The organism is Paenibacillus sp. Y930 (assembly GCF_056786375.1).
Genome location: NZ_JBXCIX010000002.1, coordinates 94,319 through 107,354, shown reverse-complemented (window position 1 = coordinate 107,354; position 13,036 = coordinate 94,319). Strand labels below are relative to the sequence as shown.

Here is a 13,036-nt window from a genome sequence, read left to right as displayed (position 1 = left end):
TATTACCATTTAAATAACAGGGCATTTGGAACTATTTTCATAATAAATTACAATTATGGGTAGATAATCTGATTTTTCATCTTTTCTTATTATCTTTTATATGAATATTTTTCAATTATATTGGTTATACGAAAATAGCAAATAGACCGTATCCTGTTCAATTTGAACAAGCTACGGTCTATTGCTGCACTATTTAATATATCTTTAACTCGACTTCGATTTAGCATGTTCTCCTATAGTAACAGGAGAGGTTACATGCAAATTTCCCTGCTCAATTTGATCCCAAATTAAACGATGCATACTTATACGACGACAAAACTTATTAGGTAATCGGTGGTAGTTCATGCCCAGCTTATAGCCAATCAACTTTGCCGCTGATTCAGCGATAAGCTGCGGAATAAACCGCAATTTCCTTGCATCTCGTAGCCCTTTCAATTGCTCTCTAACAAGCTTTGAGCCAGCTTTCGATGTTGATGCATAGGGTAGTATCCACGCATTACAGCGCATCGATACACCGTTATCGAAGAAACGCTTCAATTGCTGCTTAACTGTATAATTATGAGTATGATATACCTGTGCATCCGCGCAATAAGCGACCTTCATTCCACTTAGAACACAGCGTGCTGCCATGAACATATCTTCATTAAATATAACTGGAGATTGAAAGCCACCCATCTGCTGAAACACATCGCGGCGAATGGCTGAGCATGCGTTCGAGCAGAAAAACGTCTTAATTCCAAGTCGTTCAATATCATCGTAGCATTGAACAGCCGATTCAGGTGGGTAATTGTTCCTCCTAGCTAGCTGCTCTAATATATTACCATTAGCCTCTGAAATCTGCCTAGCGTAGGTATATGCTACCCCATCATAGGCACTTTCACCTAGTAACGGCTGAATAAGCTGCTCAATCATCCGACCATTCACTGGAATAACATCTTGCGTCATAAATAATAAAATATTGCCCGAAGCAGCTTCCGCAGCAATATTACGAGTACCACCATGGTCAAATTCAGCACGCTGCACCGTTAGCACCTTCGCTCCTGCAGCTTCAGCTAACATAGCCGTTGCATCATTAGAGCAGGAATCGATAATAATAAGCTCGTAGGGCTGAACCGTTTGTTGCTTAAGGAGCTTTAACAGCATGCCGAATGAATCTCCAGCATTCAAGGTCGGTATAATGACCGATACATTAGCAGATTGTCCGATATCATGTTGTTCCATAGCAGATTGTCCATAATCATTAGTATGCATTGCGATTAACCTTCCCTTTGAATGCTGTCATGGCAATAATCTTTACATCAAAGAAAAACGACCAGTTCTCAATGTAGTAAATATCGTGCGTAATCCGATCCTCAATCGAAGTATCACCACGTAAGCCATTTGTTTGCGCCCAGCCTGTAATTCCAGGACGAACCTGATGCTTAATCATATATTTCGGGACATCTTCACGAAACTGATTGACGAAGTAAGGACGCTCTGGCCGTGGACCAACAACGCTCATATGCCCGAGCAGTACATTGAAAAACTGAGGTAGCTCATCAATATTCATGCGGCGAAGGAAGGCACCGAATTTGGTACGACGCGGATCATTTTCAACAGTCCACTGCGTATCCGATACCTTTTCGGTAGAGATGCGCATCGAGCGGAACTTGTACATATGGAACGTCTTGCGATCAAGTCCCATACGCTCCTGCTTAAAAATAATTGGACCTGGAGCAGTCAGCTTAATTCCGATGACAGCAAGTAACATAACTGGGGACGATACAATAATAGCGACAATCGAAAAGACGATATCAAAAGCCCGTTTCAGCACGCGATTGCTCAGTTCATCTAGCGGAACATCACGTACGTTAATTAAAGGAATACCTGCAAAATTATCAAAAAAAGGACGCGCTGGAAGCAAGTCAAAGTAGTCTGGAATAATAAGCGTCTTAACTCCAGCCTGTTCACATACTTCAATAACCTTTGGCAGCTTAAGATGGGCATCAAGTGGCAGAGCAATAATCACTTCATCTACTGGATGCTTCTTAAGCATTCGCTCTAAGTCATCGAGCCTACCGAGAATAGGCTTAATATTGCGTGATTCTCCTTCATGCTGCCTATGAAAATCATCAAGAAATCCAATCGCCTCATACCCAATCTCAGGGTGATTTTGCAGGTTTCGATAGAATCGGCGCCCAACCTTACCAGCACCAAGAATAAGAACGAAACGTTTATTAAACCCTTTTCGACGAAGCGAGAACAGTACCTTTTTAACGATATAACGATAAATAACCGAGCAGAGTACATTGAGACTATAGAAAATAACGATGAATTCTCGCGAAATATTCGCTTCCTTTGCAAAGTAAAGCAAACCGAGTAAACCGAGTAAACTAATCGTATGAATTTGTAATATTTTCAGAAGATCATAGGAATAATTTTTACGCCGCTTTGGAGAATAGAATTGTAGATAGAAGCCCGTCACAACAGTCGCAAAGGAATAGACCGTTCCCCATATCAAATAAGTAGTGAACGGCAGTACATGAGTATATTCAAATAAACCCGACTTAAACCGCAGCCAATATGCTAGTAAAAATACCACTAGTGAACATAACAAATCTGCTAAAATATATAATTGCGTAAGAAACCGTTGATTTTGTCGTATCATAGCTATAAATCACCTGAATTCTACTATTTTCGATCTATAAGTCCAATTTTCGAACTTGATCTTTAACTACATTCTAGCATAGGTGACAAAGATATGAATACCATATTTCTACCAATTCTGCTTCCTTTCATTAATTTTACTTAATAATAGTTTGCGCTTGTTCATCATACTAGGATAGGCCTTAGCTACTAGTTTCCAGCTACTAAGCAATTCTCGCTCTCGCAGTAAAATATAAAGTAGCTTGGAAAGCTCACGCACGACGATATTGGGCATTACTTTAACTAAATGCCAACCATGTTGTTCATTTTTCATTATCATAAATAGCTGATTGACATAGGAATGCTGCCGCACAAATAACGAAATAAAGCGACGTCCCTCTTTCTGCCAGCCACGGGCATGAACCGCTGTCGCCGCAGGAACATAATAAGAGGACCAGCCTAGCAATCTAGCTCGCCAAGCCACATCCACATCTTCCTTGTAAGCGAAAAACTGTTCGTCAAAAAACTCGCCTTCTAGCTTGATGTCGTCAATCATTCGTCTTGAATATAGAGCAGCTGCTCCAGAGACTCCGAACACTTTCCCTGGCTCAAGCCACTTGTCTACAGGCTGACCTGCACCACGGTCTATCGCATGACGACTCGACCCCATCTGCAGACCAGTGCTGTCAACAATAGAAGGATCAGACTTGAGCATTAATAGCCCTGTCGCGCTTCCAGCATGCGGATCATCCTCTAATCTATTGACCAAATGAACAATATAATCGGAATCTAGTACAACGTCTGGATTTAATACTAGTACATAATCCGAGCTCGTTGCGGCAATCGCTTGATTTTGTCCACCAGCGAACCCATTGTTAATTGTATTTTCATATAATACTATTGGTGTTCCTTCGTTCATCCGTTGCTGCACAAGCGTTACGGAATGATCAGAGGAAGCGTTATCGACTACGATGATAGATTGAATAGGCTGCGATTGCAGCATAACGGCATCAAGACACGAAGATATATCCTCCGCGCTATTGTAGGTAACTATGCAGACGCTAACTGTAGCCATTTCAATCATCCTTTCTATAGGTAATTCAAAAAGCGGACTTTGATAACGATGGGTATGCTAACGTAGCTTATTCGACATCGAATATAAAGCGAACTTGGAAAGTATAGCATAAGCTTCCGATGTATGTTTCTTGCAGAAACATTGTAGGATCGCGTGTACCAATAACGTACATTTGCGCTTCCGCCTTTCTCAAGTAACGCTCCATCTTCTCGATTCTGAAAGCCCGCTTTTTGAATCTTTATTGTAATGGTAAGTTCAAAAAATAGACTTTTACATTCAATCTTATTTACTCAAAAAATCACGTAAAGCATCTTGCCAATGTCTCATCGGCTCAAAACCGTTCAACGCCATATTGCGATGCTCCATAACCGAGTAGGCAGGTCGTAGCGCTGGTCTTGGAAACTCCGCTGTCGTACAAGCTTCAACTTGAACATCAGTGCCACTTTCTGCAAATATTGCTGTAGCAAAATCATACCATGAGCATATGCCAGCATTAGATGCATGATATATACCGTAACGTTCAGTCTCAACAAGCTGCAATAAAAATTGAGCGAGATCAAAAGTATAGGTCGGCGAGCCAATCTGATCTGCAACTACCTTTAATACTTTGCGCTGCTGGGCTAGAGACAGCATCGTTTTCACAAAGTTATTGCCATATTGACCATACACCCATGACGTTCGAACGATGAAAGAATGGGGATGAATGGCTTGAACCGCTTGTTCACCTGCAAGCTTAGAGCTGCCGTAGACTGTTGTCGGACTTACAGCATCCGACTCAACATATGACGTACTACCCTTCCCATCAAAAACATAGTCCGTACTTATATAAATGAGCTTAGCCCCTATTTCATGCGACGCCAGTGCAATATTACTCGTACCATCTCTATTCACACGAAAAGCCTCATCCTGTTCGGACTCGGCTTTATCTACAGCTGTATAGGCAGCACAATGAATAACCGCAAACGGCTTATATTCACTCATCGCTTGACGGCAAGCTGCTAGATCGGTAATATCGAGCTCATTGCGACTTAGACCAATAATGTTGAAGGCTGTATGTTCAAATAATACTAACTCACGGCCAAGCTGTCCATTCGCGCCCGTTACAACAATGGTTAGCTTTTCACTCATCATCTTTGACCTCTAACCGTTCTTCATACTGCTCATCGTAATAGCTTTGGTAAGCACCACTTACTACTTGCTCAGTCCATTCTGAATGATCCAAATACCAACGAACCGTTTCACGAATACCTGTCTCATAGTTGAATTTCGGCTCCCAGCCAAGCTCTCTACGAATTTTATCCGCATCAATCGCATAACGACGATCATGTCCAAGACGATCCGTTACATAAGTAATAAGGGATTCAGGCTTACCTAGTTCCTCTAGTATCGTACGAATAACCTGTAAATTATTACGCTCGTTCCGTCCACCTACATTATAAACTTCACCACTGACACCTTTATGCAGAACAAGATCAATCGCACTGCAATGATCCTCCACATATAGCCAATCTCTAACATTTAAGCCATCACCATATACCGGAAGTTGCTTATCATTCAACGCATTATGAATAATTAACGGGATTAACTTCTCTGGAAATTGGTATGGACCATAATTATTGGAACAACGTGTAATATTCACATCAAGACCGAAAGTCTCGTGATAGGCACGTACAAGTAAATCCGCACCCGCTTTACTTGCAGAGTATGGACTATTAGGTGCTAATGGCGTTTCTTCCGTAAACAAACCTGTCTCACCTAGCGTTCCATATACTTCATCCGTAGACACTTGAACGTATTTGGTAACGTCATATTGCTTTGTTAGCTCAAGCAATGTCTGTGTACCAACAACATTGGTACGTACAAATATGCCCGGATTCAAAATACTGCGATCAACATGTGATTCCGCAGCAAAGTTAATTACGGCATCAATACCTACCACAAACAAAGGCTCTAGTTGCGAGCGCTCAGCGATATCAGCTTTAATAAAAGTATAGTTACTATTGCCTTCAATCGAGCGCAAATTTTCCATATTGCCAGCGTAAGTGAGTGCATCTACATTAATAATTTCGTATTGCGGATATTTCTCCAGCATATAGAGAACAAAATTGCTGCCTATAAAGCCTGCACCGCCAGTAACAAGTAATTTCATATCCATTCCCTTACCCTTCATATTCAAAGTTCATTTCCGCTTCTGCTAGTAAAGGATGATTACGATCCTTTTCGGAGAGAATTGGAGTTGACGTTGGCCAGTCAATAGCAAGTGTAGGATCATCCCATGCGATGCCTCGATCATGTTCTGGCGAGTAATAGCTATCAACCTTATATTGAACTTCACAGTTCGGTACGAGTGTACAGAAGCCATGTGCGAAGCCTTGTGGAATAAAGAGTTGGCGTTTGTTACTAGCTGAAAGTACAAAACCCTCCCACTGACCAAAAGTAGGAGAGTTTCTACGAATATCGACAACAACATCAATAATTTCCCCGGAAATGACACGAATCAACTTCGTCTGTGCAGCTGGATTAAGCTGATAGTGCAATCCTCTTAATACCCCTGCTTCAGCGGATAGGGAATGATTGTCCTGTACGAAAACAGTATGGATACCATGTTTGTTGAATGTTTCCTGATTATAGCTTTCCATAAAGAAGCCACGATTGTCGCCATGTATAACTGGTTCAATAAGTTTTATTCCAAGTAGTTTTGTTGTTAATACCTTCATTGTTCTATCCTACTTTCTATAGCTTAAGCTTGCCGAATTGCTCGCCGTATTGTATGGATTGTGCAAGCTCATTCGCTTTACTATAAGAAGCATGAGTACCTGCGTCCGTCCACCAACCATCAAGAATAGTATAGCTTAACTCATTCGTAGCAATGTAGGCATTATTAACATCAGTAATTTCAAGCTCGCCACGCTGTGAGGGCTTCAATGTACGAATAATATCGAACACACGGCTATCGAACATATAGATGCCTGTTACAGCATAATTCGATTGAGGCAGCTTGGGCTTTTCCTCGATTGAAATAATACGATCACCACTTAGCTCAGCTACTCCATAGCGCTCAGGATCTTCAACCTGTTGAATAAGTAGCTTCGCTCCGCTCGCCTGCTTTGCGTAGTCAACAACATAATCAGCAATACTATCTTCATAAACATTGTCTCCCAATAAAACAACCATTCGATCATCGCCTACAAAATGCTCAGCCATACCAAGCGCTTGTGCAATGCCGCCTGCTTCGTCTTGAACTTTATAGGTGAAGGACATCCCGAAATCCCGTCCACTGCCAAGTAGACTCACGACATCCCCCATATGCTCCTTACCTGTAACGATAAGAATATCTTCAAGTCCAGCTTCTTGTAGCTTAGCGATGGAATGAAAGATCATCGGGTACTTGCCAACGGGTAGTAAGTGTTTGTTGGTTACTTTGGTTAGTGGGTAGAGGCGTGAGCCTGTCCCTCCGGCTAGGATTATTCCTTTCATTTGGGTGCCCTCCAATTGATAGATTGCTTAATTTACTTCTGCATTACTGAGTACCTCAAGTAAGTACTAAAACATAACTTACCGAAACTAATGGATAAGCATATGATAGTTCTAATTTAGATGTTCCAAACATCCATACTATCGCAGAAAATAGCATAGAAAAGCAAACCACTTACTACCTAGAAATTCGAAAAATATACGATCAATGATTGGACAATCACTAAGTTTTCCACACTAGCTTTCATTGTCCCTAACTTCATCAATATTTGTCCTGCAGCACCGAATAATATTCATATCATACTCAAAAATTCATTAAAACAACCCATTTTCCAAATCGTTAATTAGTACTTCGGTAATTAAAAATGATAATTTTCTTGGATCATTATTATCGCTTAATACATCGTTCGGGGCATCAGGGTCCTCTACGGAAGTAATCACGAGAAGATTTTCACCCGGTACTAACCCAATTGGCATTTCAATTTCTAGTCTGGCCGTAGATATTGTACCTTTATAAATTTCGATTCCGTTTAGTGTCATAATAACTTCCCGATCTTTATTAAAGCTAGCAATCGTCATTTTTAATTTTGTATCCTTACTAGAATCAGAGTTAAATAACAAACTAGCAGTTTTTCCGATCCATCTAAATCTATTAGATCCATCTACCTCTAGACCATACCAATCCTTGCTAAAAGCAACGTTAATATCTTGTTCAAAAATATCATCATCTGCTTTTAAACTCAAAGTATTATCTTCACTAATCAAATTACTGCTTTCATTAATTAGAATATTACTAATTGAAAACGATAATTTCCTTAGTTCTTTATTATCACTTAACACATCTTTCGGGGCATCAGGTTCCTCTGTAGATGTGATCATGATAAAGTTTTGACCTTGCAATAACTTAACTGGCATTTCAACTTCTTGTCCACTAGTAGGAATTATACCTTCGTAAATTGTTTCACCATTAAATGTTATTACAGCTATACGATCTTTATTAAAACTCGCAAGAGTCATCTTAATAGATGACTCTTCACCAGAAGCAGAATTGAATATCAGACCTGCACTTTTACCAATCCATCGATAGTTACCATTTTCGCTATTTTGCCCTTCAAGTCCATACCAATCGTCTGACATCATCACTTCATTATCTTGATTAAATATATCTTCACTATCTTTCATATTTTCACTATAATATAGTTTACCAAACAAATTTTTCATATTAAATGAAGGACTATAATTTATCGAATCATTAATTTCATTGTATAGCAGTTGTTTACGAATACCATTTTCATTTGTAACTGTAATAGGGAGTTCTTCTAAGCTGGTCCCATGGGAAAATTCTGTTCCTTTAGATCTTTCAATAAAAATCTCATGGTACGGATTATATACCCCTGGAACTGTGTTTATAATTAATTTTGCAACAGGACTAAACTTAGTAGATTTCTCCATGTCATACTCAACTATACAATAAGTAGTTACAACACCAGTGGTTAGCAAAAAGAATGATAAAAAACATATAAATTTCTTTCTACTAATATCTGAAACCAACTTCAAAGTAGGGATTAACATTAAAGGAATAAACCAAACTGAATATCTATTAATATACATCATTCCTGAATTCCAGTTCAACTGAGTAGAACATATAGCAGCCAATGTTAACAATAGGACTGTTACGAAAACAGATAATAAGTCTTTTTTTATAATCATCCAAATAATTGTAATCAATAATAATGGAACATAAATTATTAGTCCAAAATTAGGATCTAAAAATAAGCTACTAATCTTATTTAAGGAAATCAGCTCTAATGAACTATAGCCCTTCGAAGTTATTAAATTAAACTCTCTAAAATAAATCCAATAGAAAAGGTATGGGATTAGATTTATCGTAAGGGTTGCACCCATGATGATTATTCTTTTAGAAATTTTTAATTGTAGTATCTCTTTACGATGGCTATACAGTTCATTGAGAAATAAAATAAATGCAATGAATGAAATAGCTGGATTTAGTAATGAAGCAATTGAAATAAGTATCTCAATAGCCATATATATCAAGAGGGATTGTCCAGATCAAATGAATCGTATGACCAAATGTAAATAATGAATAACCGACATTAACTAAAAAATAAATAATTAACACTAAACAAAAAGGCTCATTAATAATACATACTGAGAACAAACTACCAACTAATAAGATGACTCCAAAAAATAGCAATATTCAGCAAAATAGTATAAATGTAACTATATATCTGAACATTACGATTTTCCGGAAAATATAATTAATATTAATATACTTCTCTAATTTGTTTTGATACATACTTAAAATCATGAACACTTTTCGAATATTCTTCGGCTATGAAAGCCATTTCTTTGCGTATCAATTCATTATTAACCAACTCTAACAAATAAGCTAACAATAAATCCTCTTCCGTATTATCTACATCGACTTTCCATACAATATCATCAGGGTATTCTTTATATGCTCCTACATTTGACACAATACATGGAACGCCATACCCTAAAGCTCTGGTCAATGTTGCAGAAGTTTCCCCCATAGTAGGCCATCTTAAATTAATACACATATCGCAGACCTTAATATATTGCTTAAACAATTCAATATCTGGTGAGTCTATAAATTTAATTGAATGATTAGCATTTAGTTTCTTTGACAAACTAACAAGAGATGACTTTATTTCTTTCTCTGCATGACCAACAATTATTAATTCAACATTACTGTTAGTACGTAATAATCGAGAGAAACTTGTAATTACGATATCTATACGCTTATTCGCGATTACATTACCAAATACACCTATTGTTAGTTTATCATTATCTAGCTTGTATTTCTTTTTAAATTCAACTTTGTTAAGTGGTCTCGTTCCTTCATCGAATATAATTCCTTGCGGAATCACTTGGATATCGCCCATATAGCTTGTATTTAGCTCTAATTTTTCTTTTATATATTGACTATGAACAATTACACTTGTACTTAAATCAATTACTTTATTATATAGAGGGAATTGTTGGCTATCGGGATAAGTACCATTTACAATTAATTGCTTAGCAGCTTCCTGTCCAACTACTCCATAGTTATAATTAAGCTCATTACAAAATTGTTTCTTTTGCCCTCTCATAAAAGTTGTATATACGAAAAATCCATACAGATTTAAGTCATGTAGTAATACAACCCCAGGATATTGTTTTAAAGTACTATAGATCCAATCATGTATTTCATTATTACCTATATGATACAGCCTGTTTCCAATAAACTCTAATCTATTACTGTCTGTTTTAATATCAAAAATTTCAAATTTAGAGGTGGTAATATATTCATTTGAAGGTATAAGTCCATTAGTAAAGATTTTGATCTCAAAATACTTATCGAGATACATAAGCAATTCTTCGCTATAATCTGATATGCCTGAAGCTTGTGGATTTAACGGACTAAAAAAAGCTAGTAAAGGTTTATTGAGTTGCTCTGTAACACAATTTACACCACAAATAGTTTTAAACTCATCTAGGCTAGATAAACTGATTTTATCCCATTCAAATTTCTTAGACTGTTCTAACCCTAATTCACTATATTTTCGTGCTATATCATTATTAGAGAGCAATAGTTTCATTGAATTTGCAAGCTCTATATTATCAAATGGATCAACTAATATAGCCGCCTCTTCTGCAACCTCTATTAATGAAGAACATTTAGTGGTGATGACCGGTGTTCCAACCCTCATAGCTTCTAAAACCGGCAAGCCAAATCCCTCATATAATGAAGGGAATACGAACATACTACATTCTTTATATAAGGCCAATAGACAGTCATTGCTAACAAAGCCTAAAAAAACAATCTGATCTGTAGAAATCCCGTTCTTTTTTGCAAAATCATAAAACTCTTGCTTTTCATTATCGTTTTTAATGCCGCTAATAACTAATTTAACTTCTTTATTTGTGGAAGATACATTAGCAAAAGCTTCAATTAGTCCCTTGTTATTCTTCCTTGGGTCATACCCAGTTAATGAATATATGAAGGGTTTCTTTATTCCTAATTCTTGTTGAATAATATCCTCTTCATTACCTGTACGAGAGTTAGTGTAGAGGTATTCATCAGTAGAAGCGTATATCACTTTTATTTTCTGCGAATCAATATCTAAATTACTCACTAAATCACGCTTTGATGCTTCAGATATCGTTAATAATATATCTGCTTTTTTTAACATTGTACATCTTGCTTGATATAATTTTTGAATATCGACAGGCCACTTATCAAAGTATGCCTCTTTCATCATTATTGGGATGAGATCATAAACCAAACAAGAAATTTTCACACGATCATTCTTAATATTTGGCACTTCAATATCAAACATTAAAGGACTAGTAAAATGAACAACATCAATTTTGTTATCATCAATAAATTGCTCAAGACTCATCTCTTCCCAAAATTGATCTTGATTTATTCTCGCATCAAAATTAATATGTTTAGATATAAATGTGAACTGCCATGAACTCTCTTTTCTTCTCATTAGATAGAATCTTTGGGAAGTATCATGTTGAATGAGATTTTTCAACCAATTATACGTATAGATTCCGATTCCTCTATTTTTCTCATGAGTGTATAACGTTTGAACGTCTATTAAAATTTTCATTTCACAAGTTCCTCCTTTCTAAATCCTTTTGTCTCCAGAAACCCTAAAATTCTCTCCGCAGTTTTCTTCCATGTGTAATATTTATCAACATACTCATGGCCTCTTTTACCCATCTCATATAAATTTTCTGATGAGGAACTTATGTATTGATTAATAGTATCTTCAAAACTTTCATAATCATTGTAATATAATCCGCCTTCACTACGGTCACAATGACCTTTTGTAACAGCACATAATTCATGAACTATTACGGGAGTGTCACACAACCAACTTTCCATAATTACAATCGAAAAGCTTTCCATCAATGAAGGTTGTATTAGTGCTAATGCTCCAGCAATTGCATCATACTTCTCTTCGTCACTCGTTTCACCTATATGAATAATATTGGGAGAGGATTTCATCATTTCAATAATTTGATCTTCTCCTTGACCGACAAAGACCAGCTTAGTACCCTTTTTATTTTTTTCAATGTATCTATTAAAGAACTCTATTAATTGTGGCACGTTTTTACCAGAAACTTGTCTTCCTACATACACAAAATAATCATCATTTATATTGTGTGTTTTTCTGAAATTAGTCGGAGCAGGAACATAATTAACCTCTACTCCTCCACCTGAAACTACTGTGTCCTCTATCGGAATGTTATGTAGTTGTGTAGTGAATATCTGTTCCTCAATAGTATTAAACATTACACCTGCTGCTCTTTCTAACATATCACCAATATTCTTAAAGTAAGCCATATCTTCGTCATGCATACATGGTATGATAAAGGATCGTTCAGGGGCTAGCTTACTTCCCCAATATGTCGTACCATATAAATAAGGAATGAAGAGGTAGATGTAATCTTCCGAATTATCAAGAATAAATTTATTCAATGATTCACTATTAACTGTTTCAAGTAATAATTGCATTTCTTCTACATAAGACAATTGTTTTTTATGAATCACTTTTCCCATTAACTCATCATATAACTCTTTATTTCTTTTTCTTAAAGAAAATCTTCTAACAATATGACCATTAACTTCACTTACACCTTCTTTATAAAAGTCCGTATCCCAAGACCAGAAAGAATCCTTACCACATGTGGTAAGGATCTCCACTTCACATCCTTCTTCTTGTAAGCTACGAGCAATTCCACCTGCAAATCGTTCTGCACCACCTGAGATACTATCTGAAAACCATGGTATTATGACTGCTATTTTCATTTTGTACTCCTTTA

10 protein-coding genes are annotated in these 13,036 nt (G+C 37.0%); all 10 read right to left on the bottom strand.

Annotated features, from left to right (window positions below; translation table 11 throughout):
- Positions 1–204 precede the first annotated feature (204 nt).
- The 10 genes from AC1TO5_RS06005 to AC1TO5_RS05960 all read right to left on the bottom strand — a co-directional run bounded on the left by AC1TO5_RS06005 (position 205) and on the right by AC1TO5_RS05960 (position 13,022).
- Positions 205–1,251: a glycosyltransferase family 2 protein gene (locus AC1TO5_RS06005; RefSeq protein ID WP_482061904.1), complete on the bottom strand. Its 1,047-nt coding sequence runs from the start codon at positions 1,249–1,251 to the stop codon at positions 205–207.
- Complete coding sequence (locus AC1TO5_RS06000; protein WP_482061903.1) at positions 1,241–2,647, bottom strand: undecaprenyl-phosphate glucose phosphotransferase; 1,407 nt, start codon at positions 2,645–2,647, stop codon at positions 1,241–1,243. Before AC1TO5_RS06000 ends, AC1TO5_RS06005 begins: the two co-directional genes overlap by 11 nt.
- Positions 2,648–2,755: 108 nt before the next feature.
- A complete protein-coding gene (locus AC1TO5_RS05995) occupies positions 2,756–3,700 on the bottom strand; it encodes a glycosyltransferase family 2 protein (RefSeq protein WP_482061902.1) in 945 nt (314 codons plus the stop codon).
- A 282-nt stretch (positions 3,701–3,982) separates the two neighbouring features.
- Positions 3,983–4,831 carry a dTDP-4-dehydrorhamnose reductase gene (gene rfbD / locus AC1TO5_RS05990; protein ID WP_482061901.1) on the bottom strand — a complete coding sequence of 283 codons (849 nt, stop codon included), beginning with the start codon at positions 4,829–4,831 and terminating at the stop codon, positions 3,983–3,985.
- Complete coding sequence (gene rfbB, locus AC1TO5_RS05985; protein WP_482062471.1) at positions 4,821–5,849, bottom strand: dTDP-glucose 4,6-dehydratase; 1,029 nt, start codon at positions 5,847–5,849, stop codon at positions 4,821–4,823. The genes rfbD and rfbB overlap by 11 nt, the downstream gene beginning before the upstream one ends.
- A gap of 10 nt (positions 5,850–5,859) precedes the next feature.
- Positions 5,860–6,417 carry a dTDP-4-dehydrorhamnose 3,5-epimerase gene (gene rfbC / locus AC1TO5_RS05980; protein ID WP_482061900.1) on the bottom strand — a complete coding sequence of 186 codons (558 nt, stop codon included), beginning with the start codon at positions 6,415–6,417 and terminating at the stop codon, positions 5,860–5,862.
- A gap of 16 nt (positions 6,418–6,433) precedes the next feature.
- Complete coding sequence (locus AC1TO5_RS05975) at positions 6,434–7,177, bottom strand: sugar phosphate nucleotidyltransferase (protein ID WP_482061899.1); 744 nt, start codon at positions 7,175–7,177, stop codon at positions 6,434–6,436.
- Between the two features lie 312 nt (positions 7,178–7,489).
- A complete protein-coding gene (locus AC1TO5_RS05970) occupies positions 7,490–9,229 on the bottom strand; it encodes a hypothetical protein (RefSeq protein WP_482061898.1) in 1,740 nt (579 codons plus the stop codon).
- A 230-nt stretch (positions 9,230–9,459) separates the two neighbouring features.
- A complete protein-coding gene (locus AC1TO5_RS05965) occupies positions 9,460–11,817 on the bottom strand; it encodes a glycosyltransferase (protein WP_482061897.1) in 2,358 nt (785 codons plus the stop codon).
- Entirely contained in the window at positions 11,814–13,022 is a 1,209-nt protein-coding gene (locus tag AC1TO5_RS05960; protein ID WP_482061896.1) for a glycosyltransferase family 4 protein, read from the bottom strand. The genes AC1TO5_RS05965 and AC1TO5_RS05960 overlap by 4 nt, the downstream gene beginning before the upstream one ends.
- Positions 13,023–13,036: the final 14 nt, after the last annotated feature.

Coding starts and splice junctions, on each gene's coding strand:
- AC1TO5_RS06005 (WP_482061904.1), bottom strand. CDS start 1,251: ATGCATACTAATGATTATGGACAATCTGCTATGGAACAACATGATATC.
- AC1TO5_RS06000 (WP_482061903.1), bottom strand. CDS start 2,647: ATGATACGACAAAATCAACGGTTTCTTACGCAATTATATATTTTAGCA.
- AC1TO5_RS05995 (WP_482061902.1), bottom strand. CDS start 3,700: ATGGCTACAGTTAGCGTCTGCATAGTTACCTACAATAGCGCGGAGGAT.
- rfbD (WP_482061901.1), bottom strand. CDS start 4,831: ATGATGAGTGAAAAGCTAACCATTGTTGTAACGGGCGCGAATGGACAG.
- rfbB (WP_482062471.1), bottom strand. CDS start 5,849: ATGAAATTACTTGTTACTGGCGGTGCAGGCTTTATAGGCAGCAATTTT.
- rfbC (WP_482061900.1), bottom strand. CDS start 6,417: ATGAAGGTATTAACAACAAAACTACTTGGAATAAAACTTATTGAACCA.
- AC1TO5_RS05975 (WP_482061899.1), bottom strand. CDS start 7,177: ATGAAAGGAATAATCCTAGCCGGAGGGACAGGCTCACGCCTCTACCCA.
- AC1TO5_RS05965 (WP_482061897.1), bottom strand. CDS start 11,817: ATGAAAATTTTAATAGACGTTCAAACGTTATACACTCATGAGAAAAAT.
- AC1TO5_RS05960 (WP_482061896.1), bottom strand. CDS start 13,022: ATGAAAATAGCAGTCATAATACCATGGTTTTCAGATAGTATCTCAGGT.